Raw genomic sequence first — 26,040 nt, forward strand, 5'->3', positions numbered from 1 at the left:
GCGGCTCCGCCGCGGGCCCTCACCCCTCAGCCAGCGCCGCCAGTGCCCGACGCCCCACCTCCCGCCCGATCGGCAGCGAAGCCGTGGCCGCGGGCGACGGCGCGTTGAGCACATGCACCGTGCGCGCCCCCTCCCGGATCAGAAAGTCGTCCACCAGCGTCCCGTCCCGCAACACGGCCTGCGCCCGCACCCCCGCCGCCGCGGGCACGAGATCCCCCTCGCCCACCGCCGGCAGCAACCGCCGCACCGCCTCCGCGAACGCCCCCTTGGACACCGACCGCCGCAGCTCCCCCGCCCCGTACCGCCAGTGCCGCCGGGCTATCTGCCAGGCCCCGGGCCAGGCGAGCGTCGCGCCCAGCTCCCGAGGCCGTACGGTCCCCCATCCGTACCCCTCCCGCGCCAGCGCGGGCACGGCGTTGGGCCCGATGTGCACGCTCCCGTCGATCCCGCGCGTGAGGTGCACCCCGAGGAACGGAAACGCCGGATCCGGCACCGGATACACCAGCCTGTGCACCAGCTCGGGCCGCGCCAGCGTGTAGTACTCCCCGCGGAAGGGCACGATCCGCATCCCGGGCTCGTCCCCGGTCAGCCGGGCGACCTCGTCACAGTGCAGCCCGGCGCAGTTGACCAGCACGCGCGCGCGTACGACGTCTCCGTCCCCCGTCCGGACGGCGACCCCGAGCTCGGGGCGCCGGTCGATCCGCAGGACCTCCGCCCCGTAGCGGATCTCGGCCCCCGACGCCTCGGCGAGCTGCCGTGCGACGCCCACGAAGTCGCAGATTCCGGTGGTCCCCACGTGTATGGCCGCGAGCCCCCGGACCTCGGGCTCGTACTCGGCGATCTGGGCGGGCCCCAGCTCCCGTACCGGTATCCCGTTCTCCCGCCCGCGCTGTACCAGTGCGTGCAGCCGGGGCAGTTCGGCGCGCTCGGTGGCGACGATCAGCTTGCCGGTGACGGCGTGCGGGATGCCGTACTCGGCGCAGAACTTGACCATCTCGGCGGCGCCCTTCACCGCGTACCGGGCCTTGAGCGAGCCCGGGCGGTAGTAGATCCCGCTGTGGATGACCCCGCTGTTGCGCCCCGTCTGGTGGCGGGCCGGGCCCCGCTCCTTCTCCAGCACCATCACACGCGTGCCCGGCGCGGAACGCGTGATCGCATACGCCGTCGACAGGCCGACGATTCCGCCGCCGATCACCAGCACATCACAGTCGTACGCGATGCCGTACGCACTCCGCCGCCGCACGCGCTCCACCTCCCGGCTTCGATAGTGCACTGCGCCACTGACAATGCGCTCAAACCCGAAGCCCTGGAACGTCTGGCGGCCGCCACTCCTGCCGCCCGCCGAAGGTTCTCGCCCCCGCCGCCCCTACCCGTCCCATCCTCCAGGGGCTCCGCCCCTTCGACCCCGCTTGCCCGGTAGGGGGTGGGTGGTGGGGGTTGTCGGGGGCTGCGGGTTGTGTGTGGCTGGTCGCGCCCACGCGGCGGAGCCGCATATCGATACAGCCCCGCGCCCCTTGATGGGCGCGGCCCCACCCCGCACTCCCAGCAGAGGTCGAAGGGGTGGAGCCCCTGGGAATGGCCCCCTACGCCGGAGTCATCAGCAGCGGCCGTGCTCGCTCCCGCAGCTCCACCACGCGTGGCTCGTCCCCGTACGGCTCCAGCCGGTGGAGAAGATCCTTCACGTACTCGGTGGTACGGGCGGACGAAATGCGCCCGGCGACCTCCACCGCCCGTACGCCCTGCTCGCACGCGGCATCGAGATTGCCCGACTCGAGCTCGGCGACCGCCGAAACGACGAGCCGCAGCCCGTGCGAGCGTACGAATTCCTCCGTCGGCCGCGACAGCGCCTGCTCCGTGAAGCGGCGCACCTGACGCGGAGCCTTCAGATCCCGGTAGCACTCCGCCGCGTCCGCCGCGAAACGGTCGTACCCGTAGAAGCCGAGCCAGGACGGATCGTGGTCGCCGTCACGGGCCCGCTCCAGCCAGCCCTCGGCCGACTTCAGGGACGCCCCGGCCGCCTGGGCGTCACCCGCGCGCGCGTGGGCACGCGCTTCGACGAGCCGGAAGAAGCTCATGGTGCGGGCGGTGGCGAGCCCCCGGTTGCGTTCCAGGGCGGCCTGCGCGAGATCGACCCCCTCGTCACCGAAGCCGCGGTACGTCGCCTGCAACGACATGGAGGCGAGGACGTAGCCCCCCAGGGGTACGTCCGCCGCCGCGCGCGCGAGCCGTAAGGCCTGGATGTAGTACCGCTGCGCGGCCTCCTGTTGACCCGTGTCAAAAGCCATCCAGCCGGCGAGGCGGGTGAGTTCGGCGGAGGCTCCGAAGAGGGCTCTGCCGACCTCGTCCGAGTACGCGCCGAGCAGCAGCGGCGCCGCCTCGACCCGCAGACACTCGGGCACCATCGACGAACGCCAGTCGCCGCCCCCGTACTTGGAGTCCCAGCGCCTGGCGTCCTCAGCGGCCTCACGGAGCTTCTGCACATCGCTGTGGCCGACTTTCAGTGGTGCCCCGGAGCCCTCTGAGGGGTTCGCGTCGCGTGCCACCGAACTGTCGGCCGGGGTTATCAGCCACCGTGAGGCGGGCGTTGCGTACGCGCTTACTGCGAACGATCCGGCCAGCGACTGCCAGATGCCGCCGGAACCGGCCCGGCGGCCGGCGAGGTCGAGCCGGTACAGCTCCGTCGCCGACTTCACCGCCTGTCCGACGTCCCGGGGGAAGGCGAGGCCCACTTCGGGCGCGGGATCCGCGTCCGCCAGGCCGATCTCGTGGAGCGGCACCGGGCGGCCGAGTTTCTGGCCGATGGCGGCGGCGATGAGATGCGGCGCGGCGCCCTGCGGCACCATGCCCTTCGACACCCAGCGCGCCACCGACGTCTTGTCGTAGCGAAGAGTCAACCCGCGTTGGGCGCCAAGGTCGTTGACGCGTCGCGCGAGCCCTGCGTTGCTGATTCCCGCGAGGGCGAGAACGGCGCCGAGCTTTTCGTTCGGCCCGCGTTGCTCCCTGGACATGCGCCACCCCTCGAACAGACGGCTGCCGCGGCGGCATAGGCACGCGGCATTCGTAAACCCAGCGTAGTTCGCCGCATCCCAAGCGTTAAGGGGCGAAAATCCGGATGGCGGGATTGTGGTCCGTACCTCAGTACGGAGTGTTGCGGCGTGCTCCCGCTGTGTGGCTGTGCGCCCGTCCGTGCGCTCTTCTCCGGCCACGGGTGGAGCGCTTCGATGGGCCTGCGTGGGTCGGCCCGCTGTACTGGATCCAGCGGGCTGGGGGACACCGCCGCCTACATCCCCGCGGGCGGCGGAACGGTCCGGGAGGCGAACTCCGCCTCCCGGACTGCGCGTTGACTGTGCGTTGCGCAGAGCCTGTACGGAGCGTGTGCGAGCCGTGCCCTCCTCGACCGAATTGGCCGAAAATCGATGGTGCCCCTAGCGAGCGATTACCCCTCCGACCACGTCTCTTGACGGCGCGTAGGGCGTTTTTGGGGAGCGTATCGGGGGCGCATTCGCGTCGAAGATTCGAGTCGAAGATTCGATCAGCCCGCTTCGCGGCGGCTTGGCGATCACTGTTCCCCGTATGGTCGTTCGGGGGCGCGCGAGTCTTCGCAGTAGCGCATTCGGGGAGCTCCGGGGGCGGGTTCGAGGGCGTACGGCGGGTTCCTCGGGGACCCGTACGGCGGCTCCTCGGGGGTGCGTGAGGGGGCTCCTCCGGGACCGGCTGACGACTCCTTTGAGAGCGCACGACAACCCGCAGGGACGTACAACGAACCCCGCAGGGACGTACCCCACGGACCCCACGGACCCCTCAGGGACGTACCCACCAACCCCTCGGGGACGTCATGACAAGTCCCTCAGACGTACCTCGGGGCGCATTCGGGGAGCACTCCGGGGGCATTCCGGGGTGCACAAGCCTTCGCACAGCCCCCGCCGCGCGCTTCCTTCATGGCAGCATGGTGACCGGTTCGTTCGGTGCACTGGTTGTCCACAGCCTGTGGAGGCGTCGATGCGGTGGTTGGTGGGATGGAGCAGTACCGCCGCTGCGGCGCCCGAGACCGGCTCTGCCGGAGCCACCGGGAACGACGGCGAGGCCGTGCATCCGGTGGGTTCCCAACTCGTGTGGGGCGACCCGGACCCCCTGTGGGTGGTCGGCGACTGGCGCCCCGACGAGGTGCGCGTCGTGAAGGCCGACGCCCGGACGCGGATCGCGGTCCTCGGCACCTGCGGGGCGAGCGACGAGGAACTCAGGGTCGGCCTCTTCGCCGCGCGCGGCGGGGCACTTCGCCATCTGACCGCGTGGTCCGGCAGTTACACGGCCGTCGTCCAGGTCGGCCGCCGCCTCACGGTCTGCGGCGATCTGGCGGGCGCACGCCCGGTGTTCTACACCCCCTGGGCGGGCGGTACGGCATTCTCGACGGCCGCACTCCCCCTCGCCGACCTCATCGAGGCCAACCTCGACTTCGGGCACCTGGCGGCCCTCCTCGCGGCTCCCGACGTACCGGCCGCCCTGCACGACTCGACCCCTTACGACGGCGTACGGCGCATTCCGCCGGGGCACGCGCTGATCCTGCGCACCGGGGCGCGCGAGATCGCCGGGTACGAGCCTGTCGCCTCCCTAGCCGTCGCGGCCCCGCCCGCCGACCCCACGAGCGCGGTGGATGCCGTACGGGATGCCCTGGTCGAGGCCGTACGCGCGCGTCTGTCGGCTCCCCGGCACGTACCCGGGGCCGACATCGACCCCGGCCCGGTCCCCGGGATGGGCCCGGCGGAGCGGCGGGCGGCCCGCGGGATGCCGGTCCCGGGCATCGGCGCCGACCTCTCCGGAGGGCCCGCCTCCGGGACCCTGGCCCTGCTGGCGGCGGGTCTGCCGGGGGCACCTGGGACAGTGCTGGGCCACGGCACGGGCGCGGGAGAGCGGCTGCTCGCGGTCACCTTCAACGACCTGGCGGTCGGCGGCCGGGAGGCGGAACTGGAGCGCGCCGGCACCCTGGCGGCCAACCCGCGCCTGCACCACGTAGTGGTGGCCGGCGACGAGGAGACGCTCCCGTACGCCGACCTGGAGGGCCCGCTCACGGACGAGCCGGGTCCGTCCCTCGTGACGGCGGCGCGCCACCGCGCGCGCCTCGCCTCCGGCAGCGCGGACCACTTCACGGGCTACGGCGCCCGCCAGGTCATCGACGCCCACCCGGCCCGCCTCGCCGACCTCCTGATGGACCGCAAGCGGCGCCATCTGGTCCGCCCGGTCGCGGCGCTCGCCAAGGCGGACGGCTCTGTCATGGTCCCCGCGCGCGTGTACGGCGCGGCCCGCAAGCTGGCCCGTACCCCGTACCGCACCGGCGTCGACACCCTCGCCGACCGCCTCATGCAGCGCCGCTTCGAGGAGCCGGGCGGGGCGGTGGGGGCTTCGCTGGCGGCCCTGACATGGGCGCGTCCCGGCCCGGCGGCACGCTGGCTGACCGGTGAGGCCCTTGCTGAAGTATCGGTTCGCCTCCAGTCCGCCACCGGCCGCCCGAGCGTCGGCCCGGGCCAGCGCCCCGGCGACTTCCGCGCGCGTGCGGCGCTGGCCCGCCACGCGGCCGACCTCCGCGTCCTGGAACAGGCCGCCGAGATCCGCTTCCAGCGCCTGCACGCGCCCTTCCTCGACAACCAGGTCGTCCGCGCCTGCCGCACCCTCCCGGAGGCACTGCGCGTCCAGCCGGGCGCCCGCGCGGCCATACTCCGTACGGTGCTGGAGGGCGCGGGCGTGGCCGACCTCCCGCCCGGCTGGGGCGCCCCCTCCCACGCCTCCTCGGCGGCCGCGGCCCGCACGGGGCTCCGGGTGGCGGCGGACTCCCTGGTGACGCTCTTCGACACGCCGCTGCTTGCCGAGGCCGGCCTGGTCGAGGCCAGGGTCGTTCGCAAGGCCCTCCGGTCGGCGGCGGACGGCGAACCCCTGCCACTGGACGGCCTCGCGGACTTGGTCTCCCTCGAACTGTGGCTACGGCGCCTGCTGGCCCGCCGGGGAACCTGCTGGACGGGGACGCCCGCGCGACAGCGGGCGGTACCGGCGGGGATCGCGCCGCAGGGGAAGGCACTGGGGGCGGGGGCGACGGCTCGGCGGGTGTAGGGGGTTCGCATGTCCCGACGCCGACCGTGCGGCCACCGACCCGGACCCCGGCTCTCGGCTCTCGGCCTTCGGCTCTCAGCCCCCGGCCCCCGGCTCTCGGCTCTCGGCTCTCGGCCCCCGTAAAATCGTTCGCACTGTGACTGAGTCCCATTACACCGCCGCCCCCCACCACCACCCCCGCGCCAAAGGCGAACCCCGTTTCCCCGACGGGCCGCAGGCCGATCCGGCCGGGTCGCACTTCGAGCGGCGGATCCGGAGTTTTCAGCCTCGGCGGAGTCGGGTGACGGCGGGGCAGGCGGACGCGTTGCAGAGGCTGTGGCCGAAGTGGGGGCTGGACATCGACGGGCGGCGGACCCTCGATCTCGCCGAGCTGTTCGGGAACGCCAACCCCGTCGTCCTCGAAATCGGCTTCGGCATGGGCGAAGCGACCGCGCAGATGGCCGCCGAGGCCCCGGACACGAACATCCTCGCCGTCGACGTGCACACCCCTGGCCAGGGCAACCTGCTCAATCTCGCGGAGCGGAACGGACTGTCCAACATCCGGGTGGCCAACGGGGACGCGATCATCCTGCTGCGCGAGATGCTCGTACCGGACTCTCTCGACGGTCTGCGCGTCTACTTCCCCGACCCCTGGCCCAAGAAGCGGCACCACAAGCGGCGGCTGATCCAACCGGAATTCCTGACGCTGGCCGCGTCCCGGCTCCGGCCGGGGGCGATCGTGCACTGTGCGACCGACTGGGAGCCGTACGCCGAGCAGATGCTCGACGTGCTGACCGCGCATCCGGAATTCGAGAACACCCAGCCGGAGGGCGGGTTCGCGCCACGTCCGGCGTTCCGGCCGCTGACCCGTTTCGAGGGACAGGGACTGGACAAGGGTCATGTGGTGAACGACCTGCTCTTCCGGTGCGTACAGCACGACGGACAGAGCCAGGTACAGAACCGCGCACAGAACCAGGACTAGCACCCCACAGGCACCACAGAAGCCACAGTCAGCACAGAAGCACAGAAGCAGCACAGTCAGCAGAGACAGCACCGCACAACGCCCGACAACTCCCCGCCCCCGCCCCGCGAGGCATCCCCCGGCTCCGGCCAGGCCGGGCCTACGCGGCACCGTCGCGGGCAGCGCCCATCCCTCGTTAGGGTCGATGCCGTGGCCACCTTTCCTCCCTACCCGACGCACCCCAGCGGCCCCGGCGGTCAAGCCGCTTCTGTCGGCGGTGTGCGGCGGCCCGCGCACTGGTGGCAGAAGAAGTGGCTGCGGTACGGAGCCCTGATCACCCTGCTCGCGCTCTCCGGGCTGGTCATCCTCGCCCTCGTACGCGAACAGACCGGCACGGAAGGGTTCCTGGTCGGGCTCGGGCTCGCCGTACTGCCCGTACCCCTGCTGATAGCCGCGTTCCGCTGGCTGGACCGGGTGGAGCCCGGGCCCTGGCGGAACCTGCTCTTCTCCTTCGCCTGGGGCGCCTGCGCGGCGGCGCTCATAGCCATCGTCGCCAACAGCTTCGCGACCAGATGGATAGCGACGGCCACCGCCGACCCGTCCGGCGCCGACACCCTCGGGGCCACGGTCATCGCCCCCGTCGTCGAGGAGACCGCCAAGGCCGCGGCGATCTTATTGATCTTCCTCTTCCGCAGACGGGACTTCACCGGGATCGTCGACGGGGTCGTCATAGCCGGTGTCACCGCCACCGGCTTCGCCTTCACCGAGAACATCCTCTACCTCGGCACTGCCTTCGGCACCGACCAGCTCAGCGGCGACAGCGGGTTCGCGTCCGTCACTGCCGCCACCTTCTTCGTCCGCGTGATCATGTCGCCGTTCGCGCACCCGCTGTTCACCGTGCTCACCGGCATCGGCTTCGGGATCGCCGCCCTCTCCGCGGACCGCCATCACCTACGGCGCGCCCTGCTCCCCCTCTCCGGCCTGCTTCTCGCCATGGGCATGCACGCCCTCTGGAACGGGTCCTCGACCGTCGGGGAGTTCGGCTTCCTGGCCGTCTACGCCGTCTTCATGGTCCCCGCCTTCGGGCTGCTGACCTGGCTGGTCATCTGGACCCGGCAACGGGAACTGCGCACCGTACGCGAGGAGTTGCCCGCGTACGCCGCCGCCGGCTGGCTCACCCCGCCCGAGCCGTACGTCCTCGGCTCCATGCGGGCCCGGCGCCTCGCCCGGGAGTACGCCCGGCACCACTTCGGCCGCGCCGCGGCCCGCTCGGTCGCGGACTACGAGGCGTACGCGACCTCCCTGGCCTTCCTGCGGCACCGGGGCCGCCAGGGCCGCGCGGGCGTCGATTTCGTCGTACGGGAACGGGAGTTGCTCTTCGAGCTGTGGCGCCGCCGCGAGCTCGCCCGCCCCGCCCTGGCACACGCGGCCCGGTGCACGGCACCGACGCCGGTACCTGTGCCGATACCGCCACCGGTGCAGTGGCCCGGACACGGGCAGGGACACGGACAGGAAAACGGATACGGATACGGATACGGGCAGGGGTACGCGCCGACGGCGCCCTATCCCGCGTACACGGCGTACAACCCACACAACCCGTACAGGTCCTGACGGAACCTACGCCGAAGCCTCCGTCAGCCTCCCGGCCTCCTCCTCCGTCAGGGTCACGTCCGCCACCGCCAGCAGCGCCGGAAGCTGCTCCACCGTGCGCGCCGAGGCGATGGGGGCGGCGACCGTCGGCCGGCCGGCGATCCAGGCGAGGGCGACGGTGGCGGGCTCGACACCGCGGTCCCCGGCGATGTCGTCCAGGGCGGCCAGGACGCGTACGCCCCGGTCGGTCTCCAGGTGGGCGCCCGCGCCCACCGCACGCGGGCTCTCGACCGTCGTACCCGGCCGGTACTTGCCCGTGAGGAAGCCGCTGGCCAGGGCGAAGTACGGGACGGCGGACAGGCCGGAGGCGGCGACCACGTCCTGCAGGGCACCCTCGTACGTGGTGCGCGAGACCAGGTTGTAGTGGGGCTGCAGGGCCACGTAGCGTGCCAGACCCTCGCGGTCGGAGAACTCCAGGGAGGCCGTCAGGCGCTCCGGGGTGATGTTGGAGGCGGCGATCGCGCGGACCTTGCCGGCCTTCACCAGTTCGTCGAGGGCGGTGATGATCTCCTCGACCGGCACCTCGGGCTTGTCGAAGTGGGTGTAGTACAGGTCGATGTAATCGGTGCCGAGGCGGCGCAGGGAGGCGTCGGCGGCGGCCTTGATGTTGGCGGCGGACAGTCCCTGGTACTCGGGGTGCTGGCTGACCTTGGTGGCGATCACGACGTCATCGCGATTGCCGCGGGCCCGCACCCACTTGCCGATGACCGTCTCGGACTCCCCGCCCGAGTTGCCCTCGGCCCACGCCGAGTAATAGTCGGCCGAGTCGACGAAGTTGCCGCCCACCGCCGCGTACGCGTCCAGCACGGCGAAGGACTGTGCCTCGTCGGCGGTCCAGCCGAAGACGTTGCCGCCGAGGGAGAGCGGGAAGACCTCAAGGTCGGACGAGCCCAGCTTGCGCAGAGAAGTCATGGTCATGCTCTACGTCAACTGCCGGGCCGGGCAAGCGCATTCCGCACGACCGGCCCCAACAGCCTCGGGTTCCCCAAGATCCCGTAAAACCGGGAGCCTGGACTCACGACTCACGCCTTACGGGTTCAGCCCCTTGCTCTGCAGCCACGCCATCGGGTCGATCCCGGAGCTGCTGCCGGCGGTGTGGACCTCCAGGTGGAGGTGAGCGCCGGTGACGTTGCCGGTGGCGCCGACGCGGCCGATGATGTCGCCCGTGGCGACCTGCTGGCCGACGCTGACGTTGATGGAGGACTGGTGGGCGTACCAGATCTCCGTGCCGTCCTCCAGGGTGAGCACCGTCTTGTAGCCGTACGACCCGTCCCAGCCGGCCGACGTGATCGTGCCGCTGTGCACGGCCTTGATCAGCGTGCCCGTGGGGGCGGCGAAGTCGAGGCCGGTGTGGTAGCCGGAGGACCACAGGGCGCCGGCCTGGCCGAAGTAGGAGGTGATGGTGTACGAGGAGGTCGGCAGCGTGTACTGCCTGGCGAGCTCGGCGAGACGCTCCTCCTCGGCCTTCTGCCGGGCCTCCTCCTCCGCCTGCCTCTTCTCCTCGGCGGCCTTGGCCTCGGCCTCCTTCTTCTCCTTGGCGGCGAGTTCGGCGGCCTTCTCCGCGGCCTTGGCCTCGGCGGCCTTGGCGGCGGCGGTGTCGACCTGGTCCTGCTGGGACTCGGCCTGCTGGATGATGCGGGCGCGCAGTGCCTCACCGGCGTTGGTCGTACCGGAATCGGTGTCGGCCGTGGTCAGGCCGGCGCTGGTGAGCGGAGCCTCGGAAGCCTGCGGCTCTTCCTCCTCCTCGTCCGATTCCTCGAACACCGAGCCCACGCTCGGCAGGTCGGGCAGCGAGATGGACACCGGCGGCTTGCCGGTCTGCGCGGTGGCCATGCCGCCCGCGCCGACCGCGGCTATGACGCCGACGCCCAGAACCGTGGAGCTGCGGGCGAGTCCTCCCCCGCGCTGCTTGCTTACGCGGTGCCGGCCGCGAACGGGACGAATGGACTCCTCGGTGGGATTCCACTCCTGCCAGGGACCCTCGTCCTTGCTGTCGTAGCCGCCGTAGGCGAAGGTGTCGCCGCTGTGCTGGCTCGGCACGGACGGAGCTTCTGGGGCAGGCCGGTTGGACGCCACGTAGGCGTACTCCTTTCCTTCCTTCTCGCCTACCGGGTTAGCTGACGGGTTCGGAGCAGGAAGGTCTCCTACGCGCGTAAACCTGCCGTACTTCCACGGCGGCTTCCGCCCGATTCACCCCAAGGTGGTGGTTCCCCGGTTCCCTTACGGGATTCGGCGCGTGCGCACGGAGCCGCCTCTTGTGACGGCTGGGACAACCGCGCTGCGTTATCGAACGTTAATAGACCCCGGGGCCGTATTCCAAGCTGTTCCGGATGATCGATCAGTCTTTTGCGCTGGACTTACGGGCCATGAGGGGCCTAAATCGGGCGAGTTGACCTCGGCTCATAAACCTCGGCTCATCTGACGTTGTGTCAGTTGTTATGCGGAGGGGGGTCGGTCGGGCACGCTTTGTGACAACGATCAGCCGCGCAGAAAGCCGCCCACGCCCACGCAAAGCCGAGGGCCGGAACTCGAATGAGTTCCGGCCCTCGGCCATCAGTAGCGGGGACAGGATTTGAACCTGCGACCTCTGGGTTATGAGCCCAGCGAGCTACCGAGCTGCTCCACCCCGCGGCGATGTCTCAAGTGTACGCCATCCGCGGACCGCCCAGCACCAGGGTTTACGGCGGTGACCTGTCACCCGGGGATCGGCGACCTGTCACGCAGGAATCGGTGACCTGTCACCCGGGCAACAGGTGGCGGTTCGGCTCCTTCGCCCGCTGCTCGTACTCGGGCAGGACGAGCACGTCGACCCCGGCGTCCGCGAGGAGTCCGCTGCCGTCGGCGGCGGTGACGAAGGTGTCGGGCTCGCGCCAGGCGGTGACGACGCGCCGTACGCCCGCGTCGAGGATCAGTCGGGCGCAGGGGGAGGCGGGGCGGGAGGCGCGGCGGGCGCAGGGCTCCAGGCTGCTGTAGACGGTGGCGGAGGCGAGGCTCGGGTCGGCGGGGTCGAGCTTGGCGAGGGCGGCCTCCTCAGCGTGGACGACCGGGTCGGTGCCCTCGCGGGAGTGACCGCGGGCCAGCTCCGTGCCGTCGGCCGCGACGATCACCGCGCCCACACTGAAGGCCGTCCGCGAGGGCGGGCACTGCGCCGCCAGCTCGCAGGCCAGCTTCAGCCAGTGCCGGTCGGCGGCGGAGGGCTCGCTTCTGGCCCCCGGGACCGTGGGGACGTACCGCATGAGGACGACGTCACCGACGGGCCGGGTCTCCAGGAGCCGCATCCGGCCGGTCGGGCCGCCGGGGTACGGCCCCGTCCCGAACATGCGGGGCGCGTCCGCCTCCCCCACGAACACCGGGGCGACGGCGAGCTGCAGCTCGTCGGCGAGCCCCTGCTGGAGCAACTGGGTGTGGACCCGGCCGCCGCCCTCGACCATGAGACGCCCGATGCCGCGTACGGTGCCGAGGTGGTCGAGGACCGCCCGCCAGTCCAGCTCGGGGCCGAGGGCCACGACGTCGGCGGTGTCGCCGAGCCCGCGCAGCCGTTCGGCGCCCTTGTCCGTCGTATAGACGACCTTCTCGCCGCCCGTGTGCCAGAACTGTGCCGTCGGGTCGAGGTCCCCGGACGCGCTGACCGTGACCTTGAGCGGGTACGCCGGGAGCCCGGCGGCGACCCGGGCGGCGCGGCGGTCGGACGAGTTGACCAGGAGCCGGGGGTTGTCGGTGCGCAGGGTGCCAGCGCCGATCAGGATCGCGTCGCTGGCCGCCCGTACCTCGTCGACCCGGTCGAAGTCGGCCGGGCCCGAGAGCAGCAGCCGGTCGGGGCCGGTGTCGTCCAGGAAGCCGTCGAGGGAGACGGCGGCGGACAACAGGACGTAGGGGTGGGGCATGGGGCTCGCTCCCGTGGTCGTGGTCGTGGTCATCGTGGTCGTGACCGGTCGGCCGGGGGCGTGTCACTCACCCGGTCTTGGTTCAAGTTTTAAACAATAACTACACTGTCCGTATGACGACCCGCTGGCTCACCCCTGAGGAACAACGCGCCTGGCGCGCGTACATCGCCGCGCAGCTGCTCCTGGAGGACGCCCTCGACCGGCAGCTCCAGCAGGAGGCCGGCATGCCGCACCTGTACTACTCCGTCCTGGCCGGCCTCTCCGAGGCCCCGGACCGCCGACTGCGGATGACCGATCTCGCCGAGAGACTGAAGATCACGCGCAGCCGGCTGACGTACGCCGTGACCCGGCTGGAGAAGGACGGGGCGGTACGGCGCGAGGGCTGCACCTCGGACAAACGCGGAAGCCTCGCGGTGCTGACGGACGAGGGCATGGCCCTTCTGGAGCGTACGGCACCGGGGCATGTCGAGACGGTCCGGAAGGCGGTCTTCGATCACCTCACCCCGGAGCAGGTGGGGCAGCTGGAGCGGATCTGCTCGGGGATCGCGCAGGCGCTCCAGGGTGACGATCCCAAGGCGACGGCCCCCGACGACCTGCCGTGGCGTCGCCGGTCGTGCTCTTCGGGATAGCGCGCACGTCCGTCCATCCGTCCGTCCGTCCATCCGTGCGCCTCTCCGGGGAATGGCTCGCTCTCTACAGGGGTTGCTCCACGGGTTACTCCAGGGGTTGATCCACGAGTTACTCCAGGGGTTGATCCAGGGGTTGCTTGAAATTTGAAGCAGAGTTAGAGTCCCTGTGGACGATGTGCTTCAGTTTTGAAACGTATCGCCGACCCCGCACCCCGTCTGGACCGGAGAACCGCATGCCCGACTACCCCGCCGCCACCCCGCGCGCCCGCGTCCGGGTACCGCTGCGCTTCAACGACGGCTACAGCGTCGACGCCGAACTGGTCACCTTCCATGGCCTGACCGACGGCCAGGAGCACGTGGCCGTCGTACTCGGCGAACCAGGTCGCACAGGCCACGTGCCCTTGGTCCGCCTGCATTCCGAGTGCCTGACCGGCGACGTCTTCGGCTCGGCCCGCTGCGACTGCGGCCCGCAGCTGCGCGAGGCGGTGGAGCAGATCGCCGACCACGGGGGCGTGCTCCTCTACCTCCGCCAGGAGGGCCGGGGCATCGGCCTCTACAACAAGCTCGACGCGTACGCCCTCCAGGACCAGGGCCTCGACACATACGAGGCGAACGCGGCCCTCGGCCTCCCCGAGGACGCCCGCGACTACACGGCCGCCGCCCAGATGCTCCAGGCCCTCGGCATCCCCACCCTCGACCTGCTCTCCAACAACCCCGACAAGGCCGGCCAACTCCGCGACCTGGGCATCGACGTCCGCCACCGGGTCCCCACCGGCGTCTTCACCACGGCCCACAACGTCCGCTACCTCCGCGCGAAGGTCCTCCAGACCCAGCACACGCTGCCGCTGACGGAACTGACTGAGCTGAGTGAGTTGGGTGAGCGGAGTGAACTGACCAGTGACCTGAATGAGCGGACTGAGCTGAATGAGCTGAATGAGCTGGCGGAGCTGACGGCGGGTTGAGGCCACGGGGGTACTCAAGGGCACGCCTACGCCCCGGACGAGCCCCGAAACGCCGTGGCGGCGCCCGCCCCCGCCGGACAGGACCGACTCCGACCGCTGCGCAGCAGGTCAGATGGGGTGCACGTCCGCGAGCCGTAAGTCGGGACGGGCGGGCTCCGGACGGTGCGGATGGTGCCGGGGCGCATCCGGTCGCGGCAGGGCTGGTGACGGAGTAGACATGGTGGGGTGAGCGGCGAGAACGCGCCGGACACGGCACACGTCCCGGGGCAGGTTCCGGGCGCCGAGATCGACTACGCGGCGGTGTTCCAGGCTCTGCCGACCCCGGTGCTGCTCCTCACCCCCGACCTGATCATCGCCGCCGCGAACCGGGCGTACCTGCGGGTCTCAAGGCGCGGTGAGGAAGAGCTGCTCGGCCGGTACCTCTTCGACGTATTCCCCGACAACCCTTCCAACCCCCAGGCCGCCGGAGCCCGGAATCTGCGCGCGTCGCTGGAGCGGGTGCTGGCCACCGGCGAGTCGGACAGCATGGCCGTACAGAGGTACGACGTCGAAGTGCCCGGACAGCCCGGCGTGTTCGAGGAACGCTACTGGAACCCGGTCAACATCCCGGCCGTGGGCGCCGACGGCAAGGTGTGGCTCATCGCGCACCGGGTCGAGGAGGTCACCGCCCTGGTCCGCGCCCGTCGCGCGCTCCGCATGACGCCGGAGGCCCGGCTCAGCGCCGAGGACGCCATGACGGCCGACGTGCTGACCCGCTCCCAGGAACTCCAGGAACTCAACGAGCGGCTGCGTCAGGAGCACGCACGTGCCCACGAGGTCGCCGTCACGCTGCAACGGGCCATGCTGCCCGCGCGGCCGGGAAACGGGGAGCCGCACTGCGCCGTCCGCTACCGGCCGGCGGCCAGCTTCCTGCACGTCTGCGGCGACTGGTACGACCTGGTCGACCTGGACGCCGGCCGGCTGGCGGTCGCCGTCGGCGACGTCGTCGGCCACGGTCTGGAGGCCGCCAGCATCATGGGCCAGCTGCGCAGCGCCCTCAGCGCCGCCATCCGCGCCACCGGACAACCCGCCCTCGCCCTGCGAACCCTCGCCCAGTACGCGCACACCGTCGAGGGCGCCCTCGCCACCTCCGCCGCCCAGGCCGTCGTCGACCGCGCCACGCACACCCTCACCTACAGCTGCGCCGGCCACCCGCCACCGCTCCTGGCGGCATCCGACGGAACCGTCACCGTCCTCGACGCGGCCACCGACCCCCCGCTCGGCGCCTGCGACGACGACATGCCCAGGACCCAGACGACCGTCGCCTACTCCCCCGGAGCCACGCTCGTCGTCTACACCGACGGCCTGATCGAGAACCGCGGCGAAGACATCGACACCGGGGTCGCCCGGCTCGTCGACAGCGCGCGCCGACACCATGCCCTTCCCGCCGAGGAATGCGCCGACGCCCTGCTGGCCGACATGACGCAGGCCGCCTCGGGCCCGGACGACGACACCGCCCTCATCGTCCTCCGCCTCTGAGGAGTCCTGAGGGTCCTGAGGGGTCGTGAGGGTCTTGAGGGGTCGTGAGGGTCCGGAACGGCCTGAGGGGTTCTGAGGGGCCTGAGGGGTTCTGAGGGGTCGGGCGGGCCAGACACGGGCCGACGCTCACGTACGGCGGGCCCGTGACCAGGTGCGGTGCATCGCTCGCTGCCGGCTCCGTTCAGGTCTGCGGCTGGCTGATGTTGACCATCCAGGGGATGCCGAAACGGTCCGTGCACATGCCGAACACATCGCCCCACATCTGCTTCTCCATCGGCACGGAGACGGAACCGCCGGCGGACAGCTTCTCCCAGTAGCCGCGCAGTTCGGCGTCGTCGTCGCCACTCAGGCTCACCGAGAAGTTGTTTCCCACCGTGCGCTCCATGCCAGGCGGGTTGTCGGCGCCCATCAGAGTGAAGCCGCTCGGGGTTTCCAGCATGCCGTGCATGATCCTTTCGGCGTGCGGGGTGTCCGGGGCGTCCGACTGGCCGAACTCACCGTAGGTGTTCAGCGCCAGCGTGCCGCCGAAGACCTGCTGGTAGAACTCCATCGCCTGGCGGGCATCGCCGTCGAAGCTGATGTAGGGATTGAGACGCGAAGCCATGAAACCCTCCTGGAACTGGACAAACGGCTGAATACGCGGAGACTAACGCGGGCCACTGACAATGGCCCGCCGTGCGCGCCCACCAGAGGGCGGGGTTGCTGATGGCCCAGCGAGTCGGGAGGTCGGTTCGTCCGGGCCGGACGGGGTGGCCAGTCCGACGAACCGTCAGGCCCCTGCTTCTTCCACGGCATTCACGATCACGCGCGTACCGTCGGACAGCTCCGTGTCCTTGACGGACGGGTGGACGGGTGGACGGTTTGCGGGAGGGAGTGGCCCAGCGCGCTCATTGCCCCACTGGCTTCGGCGTTCGACGGAGTGGGGGCTTCAGCGAGCGCCGTGACCGGTGGCGGGCGGTCGCACTTCACCGAGTCGCAGACGGACCCGGGGCGCGGGGCCTGGTTGCCTACACGCGGTACCGGGGAGCCGGGGAGCCGGAGCCACGAGGCGATGGTGCTGCCGGACATGGCGGAGCCGCGCGAGACGCCCGCGGCTCCGCCCTTGGGTCACTTCGGCTCGTGGCCGGGGGCATACACCATGAACGTACCGATCCCTCCCACAGTGCACGTGGGGACCTTCTGCACCAGCCGGTCAGAAATCGCGAAGGGCGTGTCCTCGCCGTCCCTGAACTCGACCGCGAGGAGCAGCGTCTCGCCGTTCCGGATCCGCTCCGGGTTGATGCGGGCCTTCCCGGGGGCGCCCGGGAGCTCGTACGTCACCGGCTGGCGTTGGGAGGACCCGGGGACCATGGGCGGCTTGCCCGTGGAGCAGTCCTCGTCCGCCTTCATGATGACCGCACGCACGCCCATCTTCTTCAGCTGCTTCTCGAGGCCGGGCATGCCCTCGGCGCGCTTCAGGTCCAGGACCAGCGAGCCGTCGCCCTGCTGGGTAACGGCGTACGCGGGCGAGCCCCCCGAGCCGGTCAGCGTCGGTACGACCACCGCCGTCGCGACGGCGGCCGTCGCCACCGCCGCGATGGTGAGCGGTACGCGGAGACGACGGGCCGGGGCCCGGGTGGCCGGGGCGGGGGCCGGGTGCGTGGCCATGGCCGACAGCTCCGACGCCAGGCGCCGCTTGAATCCGGTGGGCGTGCTCATGAGACAACCTCCAGCATGGGTTCTGTGTGTTCGGTGACGGACGGACGTTCGGCGCGCAGCGCGCGCTTCGCGCGGTGCAGGCGGGACCGCACCGTCGCCTGGTTGAGCCCGAGGACCTGGGCGGCCTGGCGCGGGGTGAGGCCGTCGACGGTCACCAGATCGAGGACCTCCCGCAATGGCTCACTCAGCGCGCTGTGCCGCTCGGCCAGCTCACGCGCCGCCCGTTCCGCGTCGATCCGCTCCTCCAGCGCGGCGATGTCCTCCTCGTCGAGGATGCGGTGCCCGTTCAGCCGGGCCACCGCGTGCTGCTCGCGGGCGCTGCCCCGGAAGTGGGAGGCCAGGGCGTTGCGGGCGATTCCGTACAGCCAGGCGGCGGGTGCGCCACGCCTCGGGTCGTACTGGCCGGCGGCCTCCAGCGCGGAGACGAAGATGTCGGCGGTGAGGTCCGCGGCCACCTGCGGGCAGGTCGTGCGCCGGGCCACGAAGCCGAGTACGGCGTCGAAGTTCTCCTCATAGAACGCCGCGAATCCGGCGGCGTCCGGCCGCGGCGGCGCGGCCCGGCTCGCACGTAGTTTGGGCACTGCGGCCCCTTCGGGTATTAAAGGCACCCGATCCTCCAAGGTGTCGGTGGTCCTTCACCCGGTACTAGGCCGGACGGCGGCCAACCGTTGCATCGGTGCCCGCCCCGGGGCGCGCGCCGCGGTGGCAGCGCGACCGTCCTGGGCGCCTCGTCCACCCCCGGACCTGGGCTGTCTATGAGGCCCCCCGCCCACCTCGTGGCATCCGTGTGACATCCGTCCGCAGGTCAGGTGCCGTACGGCTGGGGGGACCATCCATCGAGCAGGTGTGGGGCCACCCCCGAACAGGGGGCAGGCAATCCGATGAGCCCGAGGCCGACGACGCCCACACACCCGCATGAACCGAACGAGACCGCGCCCCGCCGACGGACCTCCCCTGGCTCCCGGCCACGGCGGCGGCCGAAGCCCTACCCGACCCGCGGACGCACGCCGCAGGCCCGAACCACCGACAGGGAGCCCGCGCCGCCAGGAGCCGAAGGCCGGCTCGTGCGGCTCATCCGCCGCGTACGCGCCGCACGAGATCGTGGGCGGCCTCTGGCCACTGGGCGTGGTCGAAGGCGAAGCCCGCGTCGAGCAGGCGGCCGGGGACGACGCGACGGCTCTTGAGCAGGAGTTCGGTGTCCGAGCGCATCACGAACGCGCCCAGCTCGGCCATCCACCTCGTTGCCGCCAGGCCCACGGGAACACCCCACGCTGCGCGCAGCGCGCGCATGAACGTGCGCTGCGGCACCGGAGCGGGAGCGGCGAGATTCACCGGCCCGGCGATGTCGTCCCGGTCGGTCAGGAACTCCACAGCGCGGACGAAGTCACGATCGTGGATCCAGGACACGTACTGTGCGCCACCCGCGACCGGCCCGCCGAGGCCGAGCCGCGCCAGCCGCAGCAACACGTCGAAGACACCGCCGCGGTCGGGGCTCATCACCATGGCAGAGCGCAGGGCGACCTTGCGGGTGTGCGGGGTTTCGGCTTGTTCCTGCTCCCGTTCCCACGCTTTCGCGATCTCGACGCTGTAGGCCCAGTAGCCCGGGACGCCGGGTTCCGTGCCGCCGAGCACACCGGTCGCCTCATCATTGGGCGCGTCGAAACGGTGGGCGTAGACGGTGGCCGTGCTCATCTGCAGCCAGACCCTGGGAGGCCGTACGGCGGCGGCGATCGCCTCACCCACGACTCGTGCGGAGTTCACCCGAGAATCCATCATGGCCTGCAGATTGGCCGTGCTGTATCGGCAGCTCACACTGCGTCCGGCCAGGTTGATCACGACATCGCTGCCGTTCAGCGCCTCGGCCCAGGGCCCCAGGGTCTCGCCGTCCCAGTGGATTTCGCTCTCGCGCCCCGGCCGTCTGCTCAGGACCACGACATCATGCCCCGCCGCAGTCAGCTCACGGTTCAGGATCGCCCCCACCTGCCCGGTTCCCCCAGGTATCACGATCTTCATCAGGCTCCCCCTCGGCGTGTGGGAGCGAACCTAGCAGAGAAAATTGAACACGTTCAAAAAACGAGTCCGGAAGCCTACAGGGGATACCCCCGCCCTTGCCCCCGCCTGCTACGCGGTAGGCCCTGTGGGACTCGAACCCACAACCAATGGATCAAAAGTCTCCGCGGCCTTCTGCCGGGCGGCTCCAAGTGGTCCCCCACTGTCCGGTCATGCCTGGCCAACGTGGGTGGAGCGGGATGCCGGGTCTGGTTCGTGACGGCCTGTGCGGCGTCGTCCGCTCACGCATCGCTCACGCAAGCCGCCGAGCTGACCAGCACAGACGGCCACAGAGCCGGGACCTTGGCAGGTCACTGCACCTTGTCGGTCTGTTCCTTGACACTGCTCGCTCGCAGCGCCGGGAGGCCGCCCGTGATGACCCGCGCCCTGCACGATGTGGATGTTCGGCTCAACCGGTGCCGACGTGGATCGTTGGGGCGATACCACTTCTCGTGCACGATGATCCTGCCCCGCCGCCTTGACCGCGTACTGACAGAGACCTGTGCGCAGCCCGTCGGAGCCCGGCAGGTGCCGGTGCGGGGTGGCGCAGACCCAGGGTTCGGGGTCGATGACCGAGGCGCCGGTCGCGGCGGCGGCATTGCGGACGGCGGTGTGGCGGGTCGCGTCGTGAATCGCGTCCGGCAGATGGTTCGCGCAGGCACGTTACGACTGACGGTTGAACCGGTCGGTCTGACGCCTCGGGTCAACCCGAATCAGGCAGCCGATTCGGACGGAAAGGTGCGGGATCGGGACGACGAGGATCTCGGACGGTTTGGACCTTAGGCATCACGCGCCTCTCCCGGTACTCACCTTGGGGAGAGTTCGCGCACCAGTTCGCCGAGCGGCCCTCGCCGCATCCGCACATGGAGAGAGACCCGCAGGCCGGTCACGGACCGGGTCCAGGCCACGCGGTATTCGTCCCGGAGCACACTGATCTTGTCCCTGTCCGTCGTGAATGAGACGGGTATCACCCCAGATCGGTCGATGACCCAGACCCGGTCATGGCCCTCCAGCAGCCGACGTACCTCGTCGGCGTTCGCCTCCCGCCCGCCCAGGGTCCCGGCAGCCATCGGCGTCTCGACCTGCAGCACATCGCTGACCTCAGAAAATTCCCGTTGGTAGACGTACTCGACACCGCGCTTGGTCGCGGGCACGAACACCACCGCGTCACCGCGCCGGGCGTGGGCGCCGATCAGCCGGGCCGCAGCGGTCTGGTCGTCGTTGCGCGACCCGGCGGTGCGCTCCGCCAGTTGACCGGGTAATTGGAGGGCCAGCAGGCAGGTGACCAGGGCGACCGCACAGCCGTAGGCCGCCCGTGGGGCGTTCGGTCCACTCCGACGCCGTGTCAGCCGCGCTGCCGCGACTCGGACAGCGGTGTCCAGACCGACCCCGGCGAGCAGCGCCATCGCGGGCAGTGAGTGCAGCACGTAGCGCAGGTGGTAGGCGGGATGGACGAGCGAGTACGTCAGCAGCACACCAGCGGGGACGACAAGCCACGGCAGAGCGAGTACGCGCACCATGAGCGGGCCCCGGACTCCGCCGACGATCACCAGTGCCGACACGACGACCACCGCGGCGATGCCCGGACCGGTGAACTCGAGGGCGAGCGCGCGGACCGTCTTCCAGGTCGGCGACCGAAGCCTGCCCACCTGGTTCGCCTGCCCCACGGCGTACAGCGTGTACGGCAGCATGCCCACACAGACGACCAGGGCTACCGCCAGCCAACGCCGCACGAGCGGCCACGGTGAGCGGATCGCGAGCAGACAGCCCCCGTGCGCGAGGAGGACCAGGACCGCGAACAGGTGCAGTGCCGTCGCCAGCAGCACGGCTGCCGCGTAGCCGACCCACCGCGCGAGCGACGGCTTCTCCAGCGCACGCAGGAAGAGCAGGGAGGCAAGCACGACGGCTGCCGTCACCAGCGCGTACGAGCGCCCCTCCTGGGCATAGTGCGAGGCGAGCGGGGAGACGGCAAGGACGAGCCCGGCCAGCACGCCCACCGATGGCCCCGCAAGCCTGCGTCCGATCGCCGCGGTGCCCGCAACGGCAAGGGTCATGCCGACGACCGAGGGAAGCCTGAGCAGGACCGCGTCACCTTCGCCCCGGGGCAGGAAGGTGTGCATGAGCAGGTAGTACAGGCCATGCACGGCGTCGACCGTGTGCAACAGCCGCCAGAGGTCACCGAGGCTTCGAGTGGAAGCCTCGTACGTGGTGGTCTCGTCCCACCACATGCCGCGATCGAGCCACCATAAGCCCAAGGCCAGCATCACTGCCGCCGGTATGAGCGTCACCGCAACGGGAGTGAGCGGTGCGGGTGGCGGCCACGGCGGCTTGGAGTGGGGCAGGCTTTTCGTGTCGTCGGGCAGCCGTTTGCTCTGGGTAGTCATCGCGGAATGGCTTCCTCAGGTCGAAGCGGGCCCCATCAACTCGGTAGCCGGAAGCAGAGAACCAGGATTCTGCCATCGCGCATCCGTTCGCATTGAGGTTTGACTCGGTTGGCTGAAGGTTTCTCATCCTGAGCACCAGGCGATCTCGATGGCGTGAACGGCGGCGACGGTCCGCCGGATCCGGCTCGTACCGCAACGGGCCTCGCGGAAGATTCGCCACGAGGCGCGCGGCGAGGGAATCTCCTCTTTGGACAGCTCCCGGACCAGTGCCCTCTTCCGGCATGCGGCAGCATTGCGGTCTTCTCGGCAACGTGAAGGTTTCGGTGCGTGACGGCCTTGTGGGCGACGGGAGGTGACCTGGCGTCAGGCAGAAGTGAGGCCCCTGGTAGGAACAGGTCTGCCAAGATCGAGTTCCGTACACCCAGAGGCTCCACGTGCCGTCCACCACGCATCGCGCACGCACGGAGGGGTATGAGCACGGGCAATTGCCATAGGGCCCGCGCCCACCGGACTGGAGGCGCGGGTTTTCGCGGGGCGGTCGGGTAGCCGGCCGTCGGTGGTCGTGGGGGTGCCTACCTCGCCCGGGAAGGAGTGGCTGGCGTCAGATGTGGTCGGGCTGCCACGGCTCCATGTCCGCAGTGGCACGGATCAGCTGGGTCAGAGCGTCCACGGATCTGGCCACGACACCGGCGAGGTCCGCTGCGGCCGCTGTTCGGTGTACTCCTGCCACAGCGTCTCCTCGGCCTTCATGATGCGGACCGGTTCAGGCATGCGGTGCCCCTCCTCCTAGTAGTTGGTGTGGTCGCGGACGGTGTCGGCGTCGGCGGGGACGAAGAAACTGCGGGTGAAGGTGATGACGGTGTTGCCGTCCTGGTTGTGGCCGGTGGTACGGCAGGTGACAACCCCGGTGTCCGGCCTGCTCTTCGACAGGCGGCGACCGGTGATCTCCGTGGCCGCGTAGAGGGTGTCGCCCACGAGCGCCGGGGCACGGGAGCGGACTTCCTCAAAGCCAAGGTTTCCGGTGGTGAGGCCGCTCGTGCTGCGGACGGTCGTCCCTCCGACAAGGTGGACGGCGATGCTGCTGCACGCCGGTCTACGCGCGCACTCTCCCGTCGGCCGACGAGCCCGTGCACAGCCTGGCGTTTCCGCTCTGCCAGTGCCCGCGGTGCAGGGCCAGGGAGCCGAGCGGATGAGCCCGATGTCGGACAACGAGCCCGAGCGGGCCGCGGGCGTCTGCGTGGCCTGCGGCATCCACACCGGCGACGGGACAGTCCGCTGGCTGCCCACGACTCAGGGCCCGACGTCCGCCTGATCGTCCATGCGAGGGGCGAGGACTGCACTCCGCCCGAGCCCGTCGAGCCCATTCGGCCGGCCCACCACCACACCAGCCGCTGAAGACTCCTCCCGCCCCGCGCGGGAGGGCCCAGCCCTGGATGTGGCCGAGGCGGAGCACCATGCGACCCTCCCGCCCCGCGCGGGAGGGCCCAGCACCTCCAGCCCCGGGAGTGCTCGTCCATAACAGGAGGAAGACGTGACCATCACGTTAGAACGTCCCGTGGGCACCACCGACCCGGTCGCCCTGGTCGACCCCGAGGTGATGAACCGGCTCGTCCGCCGCGTCACCGCCGACCACCCGGAGATCACCGAGGAAACAGCGCGCCGCATCGTCGGCCAGGCCGCCGCGTTCATCGCTACCTCCGGCAAGCTGCCAGGCCGCTCTCTCGCGCCGAGCGAGCTGGTCGATTACGGCTGGCACGCGTTCATCCTGCACACCGTCGACTACGCGGCCTTCTGTCAGCGCGTCGTCGGCCGGTTCGTCCACCACGTTCCCACCGACGAGGACGAGCAGGTGCCCTGCGGCGCGCTGGAGGCGCGCGAGCGGACCGTGCGCGCCATCCAGGCCGCCGGGTACACAGTCGACGCCGAGCTGTGGCATTCGGCCGCCGACTGCAACCAGTGCCACGCCGGATGCCACGACAGTCCCAAGAGCGGCTGACAACCGGCGCCACATGTAAGACACTCCAGCCGTCCGGCGTCGGTGCCGGGCGGCTGGCCCTATGAGCGGAGCAAGCCGTGACAGACACGAGCGTCGCGTGGGACACCTACTCTGCCCAGCGCCCCGAGCGCCGGGCGGTCAACAGCCGCGGTGAGACGACGTGGTTCAACTGGACCCAGTACGAGGACCACGGGCCCGGCGTGGAGCTGCTCGGCAGCCTTGAAGCCGGCGCGCGCGCCCTGGACCTGGGGTGCGGGAAGGGTGGCAACGCGGCGCACTTGGCATCGTTGGGCATGCGTGCGACTGGCGTCGACGTCTCGCCCGCCCAGCTGCGGGCCGCCCGTGAGCGGTGGGCAGGGGCGCCGGGGCTGGACCTGTGTCAGACGGAGGCAGCCGTTTTCCTGCGCAAGACCGCGGACGTGTACGACGCCGTGTACTCCGTGTACGGGGCCCTCTGGTTCACCGACCCGGCCGTCCTCCTGCCCGCCATCCGTGAGCGTCTGCGGCCGGGAGGCGTGCTCGTGTTCTCGCAGCGGCCGGCCGTCGAGGGCTGCTACGGCTGCCAGGCCTCGTACATCCCACGCGGCGCAGACGAGGACCCGCTCGTCGTCAAGCGCTGGGACTTCGAGCCCCAAGCGTGGGAGCGGCTGCTGAAGGAGTACGGCTACACGGACGTGCGGGCGGAGGTGCTCGCCGCTCCGCCCGGTCGGCGGAAGATCGGCACACTCATCGTCCAAGCGCGCCTGAACCGGTGAATTCAGCTTTGGCTGAGCTAACGATCTCCGAGTGCCCTCAGAACGCGGGTCAGCCCCTCGCCTACGGCTTCCGTCGCAGGTGAGGGGCTGATCATCTGGTAGGCCCTGTGGGACTCGAACCCACAACCAATGGATTAAAAGTCAACGCACGTTTCCACCAAGACTTCTCAAGTCTGCTCACTCTATGCAGTAATCGCAGGTCAGGCGCGCGGTGCTTCGATCATCATGCTTGGTCCTACTCGATCGTTCTCAATCATTGCGTTCCCATGAGGTTCCCCTTGGGCCCCCTCATTCGGCTGCCGGAGAGACGCCGAGCCAAATTCGCAGGTGGATGGGAGCGCAGGAACCCTGCACCAATGGATTCACGTTCGCATGAGCTGGAGCTCCACCCCCTTCGCCCGGAGGGAGAGCCCATGACCGTTTTCGCAGGTCAGCCGCGTTACAGCAGCTTAGCGTGATGGCGAGCCGACCGTCTCTGCGCATGGGAACCGGCCCAGGACCATCGCCTATCCTCCGGAACACACGGGACGGATCTCGTGCCCCGATGCGCCCGGGGGACCTACCCGAATACCGGGAACCACTGTTCTGAGCGGACCTCGGCCCCGAGAACTGACGGTGTGACAGACGACCGCCTTCAGCAGATGGTCACCACTCCGGATCACCTCCGCCTGCGTGGAGAGCACCTAAGCATTGCCGCTGCCATTGTCGGAATGAACGGGTCACCTCTGCTTGCGCGGAGAGCACGGTTCCAGGGTTTCCGCGGGATCGGACGAGTCCGGGTCACCTCCGCTTGCGCGGAGAGCACCCGGGCTGCCACTCCTTGTGACCGATGGCAGACGGGTCGCCTCCGCTTGCGCGGAGAGCACGTCGTCGATGCGGAAGATGACGCGTTCGTGGGCGGGTCACCTCCGCTTGCGCGGAGAGCACGAGACGGGCCGTCCGAGGATGGTCATCGGGTACGGGTCACCTCCGCTTGCGCGGAGAGCACGGCAGTGCGGGCGAGCTGGAGCATCTCGCGGGCGGGTCACCTCCGCTTGCGCGGAGAGCACGAATTCGCCGAGGTCGTCGTAGTACTGCCAGGCGGGTCACCTCCGCTTGCGCGGAGAGCACCTTCCTGACCTGCGGCGTTAGAGTCGGTTTGCTGTTTCTTTGCCTGCTGCATGGAACGCGACCAGCGTCATACCGTCGAAGTCGACTGGGTGGCGTCGGCGGGTTCCGGCTGTGCGGAGTTCGAAGCCCTGTTCGTTGTCGGTGGGGTAGACCAGGACGGCGATGCCGTCGCCTGTGGATGCCGCTACGGAAGCCCAGAGTTCGTCGCGTACGCGGGCGGAGACGGTGCCCACGTAGAGCTCGGGTGTTACTTCGAGGAGCCAGCGGGTGAGGGCGCCGCGGAGGTGGTCGGGGACCGCGGTGGCGGAGATGGTGATCATGGAGGCCATGGCGGTGTGCTCTTCCTGCGCGCGGTATGGGTGGTCA

At 70.5% G+C, this 26,040-nt stretch carries 20 protein-coding genes, 1 tRNA gene, 1 CRISPR repeat array and 1 riboswitch; of the genes, 8 read left to right on the forward strand and 13 right to left on the reverse strand.

Annotation, left to right across the window (positions count from 1 at the left end; all coding sequences use genetic code 11):
• Nucleotides 1-19 precede the first annotated feature (19 nt).
• On the reverse strand, nucleotides 20-1,273 hold the full coding sequence (gene lhgO / locus ACWD3C_RS14585; protein WP_451143699.1) for an L-2-hydroxyglutarate oxidase: 1,254 nt from the start codon (nucleotides 1,271-1,273) through the stop codon (nucleotides 20-22).
• A gap of 310 nt (nucleotides 1,274-1,583) precedes the next feature.
• A complete protein-coding gene (locus tag ACWD3C_RS14590) occupies nucleotides 1,584-3,008 on the reverse strand; it encodes an MFS transporter (RefSeq protein ID WP_451143701.1) in 1,425 nt (474 codons plus the stop codon).
• A 991-nt stretch (nucleotides 3,009-3,999) separates the two neighbouring features.
• Here ACWD3C_RS14590 and ACWD3C_RS14595 point away from each other — a divergent pair.
• From ACWD3C_RS14595 to ACWD3C_RS14605, 3 genes are all read left to right on the forward strand, one after another.
• The gene (locus ACWD3C_RS14595; protein WP_451143703.1) at nucleotides 4,000-6,099 is read left to right on the forward strand and encodes an asparagine synthase-related protein; all 2,100 of its coding nucleotides are present in this window, start codon (nucleotides 4,000-4,002) and stop codon (nucleotides 6,097-6,099) included.
• Between the two features lie 136 nt (nucleotides 6,100-6,235).
• Complete coding sequence (gene trmB, locus ACWD3C_RS14600; RefSeq protein ID WP_451143705.1) at nucleotides 6,236-7,060, forward strand: tRNA (guanosine(46)-N7)-methyltransferase TrmB; 825 nt, start codon at nucleotides 6,236-6,238, stop codon at nucleotides 7,058-7,060.
• A gap of 189 nt (nucleotides 7,061-7,249) precedes the next feature.
• Entirely contained in the window at nucleotides 7,250-8,650 is a 1,401-nt protein-coding gene (locus tag ACWD3C_RS14605) for a PrsW family intramembrane metalloprotease (RefSeq protein ID WP_451143707.1), read from the forward strand.
• A 6-nt stretch (nucleotides 8,651-8,656) separates the two neighbouring features.
• Here the strand turns inward: ACWD3C_RS14605 and ACWD3C_RS14610 are convergent, their stop codons facing one another.
• From ACWD3C_RS14610 to ACWD3C_RS14625, 4 genes are all read right to left on the reverse strand, one after another.
• Complete coding sequence (locus ACWD3C_RS14610) at nucleotides 8,657-9,601, reverse strand: aldo/keto reductase (RefSeq protein WP_451143709.1); 945 nt, start codon at nucleotides 9,599-9,601, stop codon at nucleotides 8,657-8,659.
• 117 nt (nucleotides 9,602-9,718) lie between these two features.
• Nucleotides 9,719-10,765, reverse strand: a complete 1,047-nt coding sequence (locus ACWD3C_RS14615; protein ID WP_451143711.1) for a M23 family metallopeptidase — start codon at nucleotides 10,763-10,765, stop codon at nucleotides 9,719-9,721.
• An 11-nt stretch (nucleotides 10,766-10,776) separates the two neighbouring features.
• Nucleotides 10,777-10,934: riboswitch (cyclic di-AMP (ydaO/yuaA leader) on the reverse strand.
• Nucleotides 10,935-11,246: 312 nt separating this feature from the next.
• Nucleotides 11,247-11,320: transfer RNA gene (locus tag ACWD3C_RS14620), tRNA-Met, on the reverse strand.
• Nucleotides 11,321-11,427: 107 nt separating this feature from the next.
• Nucleotides 11,428-12,573 carry a dihydrofolate reductase family protein gene (locus ACWD3C_RS14625; protein WP_451143713.1) on the reverse strand — a complete coding sequence of 382 codons (1,146 nt, stop codon included), beginning with the start codon at nucleotides 12,571-12,573 and terminating at the stop codon, nucleotides 11,428-11,430.
• A gap of 113 nt (nucleotides 12,574-12,686) precedes the next feature.
• Here ACWD3C_RS14625 and ACWD3C_RS14630 point away from each other — a divergent pair, with 113 nt between their 5' ends.
• The 3 genes from ACWD3C_RS14630 (at nucleotide 12,687) to ACWD3C_RS14640 (ending at nucleotide 15,682) form a co-directional block, all read left to right on the forward strand.
• Nucleotides 12,687-13,202, forward strand: a complete 516-nt coding sequence (locus tag ACWD3C_RS14630; protein WP_451143715.1) for a MarR family winged helix-turn-helix transcriptional regulator — start codon at nucleotides 12,687-12,689, stop codon at nucleotides 13,200-13,202.
• Nucleotides 13,203-13,435: 233 nt separating this feature from the next.
• Complete coding sequence (locus tag ACWD3C_RS14635) at nucleotides 13,436-14,164, forward strand: GTP cyclohydrolase II (RefSeq protein WP_451143717.1); 729 nt, start codon at nucleotides 13,436-13,438, stop codon at nucleotides 14,162-14,164.
• Between the two features lie 225 nt (nucleotides 14,165-14,389).
• The gene (locus tag ACWD3C_RS14640; RefSeq protein WP_451143719.1) at nucleotides 14,390-15,682 is read left to right on the forward strand and encodes a PP2C family protein-serine/threonine phosphatase; all 1,293 of its coding nucleotides are present in this window, start codon (nucleotides 14,390-14,392) and stop codon (nucleotides 15,680-15,682) included.
• A gap of 181 nt (nucleotides 15,683-15,863) precedes the next feature.
• On the opposite strand, the gene ACWD3C_RS14645 is transcribed toward ACWD3C_RS14640, so the two are convergent.
• The 6 genes from ACWD3C_RS14645 to ACWD3C_RS14670 all read right to left on the reverse strand — a co-directional run bounded on the left by ACWD3C_RS14645 (nucleotide 15,864) and on the right by ACWD3C_RS14670 (nucleotide 23,064).
• Nucleotides 15,864-16,286, reverse strand: a complete 423-nt coding sequence (locus ACWD3C_RS14645) for a VOC family protein (RefSeq protein WP_451143721.1) — start codon at nucleotides 16,284-16,286, stop codon at nucleotides 15,864-15,866.
• Nucleotides 16,287-16,789: 503 nt separating this feature from the next.
• Complete coding sequence (locus tag ACWD3C_RS14650; protein ID WP_451143723.1) at nucleotides 16,790-17,380, reverse strand: hypothetical protein; 591 nt, start codon at nucleotides 17,378-17,380, stop codon at nucleotides 16,790-16,792.
• Complete coding sequence (locus ACWD3C_RS14655; protein WP_451143725.1) at nucleotides 17,377-17,961, reverse strand: RNA polymerase sigma factor; 585 nt, start codon at nucleotides 17,959-17,961, stop codon at nucleotides 17,377-17,379. Before ACWD3C_RS14655 ends, ACWD3C_RS14650 begins: the two co-directional genes overlap by 4 nt.
• Before the next feature lie 490 nt (nucleotides 17,962-18,451).
• On the reverse strand, nucleotides 18,452-19,393 hold the full coding sequence (locus tag ACWD3C_RS14660; protein ID WP_451143727.1) for a TIGR01777 family oxidoreductase: 942 nt from the start codon (nucleotides 19,391-19,393) through the stop codon (nucleotides 18,452-18,454).
• 842 nt (nucleotides 19,394-20,235) lie between these two features.
• Nucleotides 20,236-21,813 (reverse strand): glycosyltransferase family 39 protein, encoded by a 1,578-nt coding sequence (locus tag ACWD3C_RS14665; protein WP_451143729.1) that lies wholly within the window; start codon nucleotides 21,811-21,813, stop codon nucleotides 20,236-20,238.
• A gap of 786 nt (nucleotides 21,814-22,599) precedes the next feature.
• Complete coding sequence (locus ACWD3C_RS14670; protein WP_451143731.1) at nucleotides 22,600-23,064, reverse strand: hypothetical protein; 465 nt, start codon at nucleotides 23,062-23,064, stop codon at nucleotides 22,600-22,602.
• 280 nt (nucleotides 23,065-23,344) lie between these two features.
• Here ACWD3C_RS14670 and ACWD3C_RS14675 point away from each other — a divergent pair, with 280 nt between their 5' ends.
• Both ACWD3C_RS14675 and ACWD3C_RS14680 read left to right on the forward strand, forming a co-directional pair.
• The gene (locus tag ACWD3C_RS14675; RefSeq protein WP_451143733.1) at nucleotides 23,345-23,809 is read left to right on the forward strand and encodes a glycine-rich domain-containing protein; all 465 of its coding nucleotides are present in this window, start codon (nucleotides 23,345-23,347) and stop codon (nucleotides 23,807-23,809) included.
• Nucleotides 23,810-23,886: 77 nt separating this feature from the next.
• On the forward strand, nucleotides 23,887-24,564 hold the full coding sequence (locus ACWD3C_RS14680) for a class I SAM-dependent methyltransferase (RefSeq protein ID WP_451143735.1): 678 nt from the start codon (nucleotides 23,887-23,889) through the stop codon (nucleotides 24,562-24,564).
• 654 nt (nucleotides 24,565-25,218) lie between these two features.
• A CRISPR array of direct repeats spans nucleotides 25,219-25,675; the repeat unit is 30 nt; unit sequence CGGGTCACCTCCGCTTGCGCGGAGAGCACG.
• A gap of 16 nt (nucleotides 25,676-25,691) precedes the next feature.
• On the opposite strand, the gene cas2e is transcribed toward ACWD3C_RS14680, so the two are convergent.
• Complete coding sequence (gene cas2e, locus ACWD3C_RS14685; protein ID WP_451143737.1) at nucleotides 25,692-26,003, reverse strand: type I-E CRISPR-associated endoribonuclease Cas2e; 312 nt, start codon at nucleotides 26,001-26,003, stop codon at nucleotides 25,692-25,694.
• Nucleotides 26,004-26,040: the final 37 nt, after the last annotated feature.

The sequence above is a fragment of the Streptomyces sp. NPDC002845 genome, from assembly GCF_053591955.1.

Bases quoted from the DNA above. Each gene is read 5' to 3' on its own strand.
- ACWD3C_RS14630 (WP_451143715.1), top strand. From the start codon at position 12,687: ATGACGACCCGCTGGCTCACCCCTGAGGAACAACGCGCCTGGCGCGCG.
- ACWD3C_RS14660 (WP_451143727.1), bottom strand. From the start codon at position 19,393: ATGAAGATCGTGATACCTGGGGGAACCGGGCAGGTGGGGGCGATCCTG.
- ACWD3C_RS14595 (WP_451143703.1), top strand. From the start codon at position 4,000: ATGCGGTGGTTGGTGGGATGGAGCAGTACCGCCGCTGCGGCGCCCGAG.
- ACWD3C_RS14650 (WP_451143723.1), bottom strand. From the start codon at position 17,380: ATGAGCACGCCCACCGGATTCAAGCGGCGCCTGGCGTCGGAGCTGTCG.
- ACWD3C_RS14645 (WP_451143721.1), bottom strand. From the start codon at position 16,286: ATGGCTTCGCGTCTCAATCCCTACATCAGCTTCGACGGCGATGCCCGC.
- ACWD3C_RS14590 (WP_451143701.1), bottom strand. From the start codon at position 3,008: ATGTCCAGGGAGCAACGCGGGCCGAACGAAAAGCTCGGCGCCGTTCTC.
- ACWD3C_RS14665 (WP_451143729.1), bottom strand. From the start codon at position 21,813: ATGACTACCCAGAGCAAACGGCTGCCCGACGACACGAAAAGCCTGCCC.
- ACWD3C_RS14635 (WP_451143717.1), top strand. From the start codon at position 13,436: ATGCCCGACTACCCCGCCGCCACCCCGCGCGCCCGCGTCCGGGTACCG.
- ACWD3C_RS14610 (WP_451143709.1), bottom strand. From the start codon at position 9,601: ATGACTTCTCTGCGCAAGCTGGGCTCGTCCGACCTTGAGGTCTTCCCG.
- ACWD3C_RS14625 (WP_451143713.1), bottom strand. From the start codon at position 12,573: ATGCCCCACCCCTACGTCCTGTTGTCCGCCGCCGTCTCCCTCGACGGC.
- cas2e (WP_451143737.1), bottom strand. From the start codon at position 26,003: ATGGCCTCCATGATCACCATCTCCGCCACCGCGGTCCCCGACCACCTC.
- ACWD3C_RS14670 (WP_451143731.1), bottom strand. From the start codon at position 23,064: ATGCCGCAGGCCACGCAGACGCCCGCGGCCCGCTCGGGCTCGTTGTCC.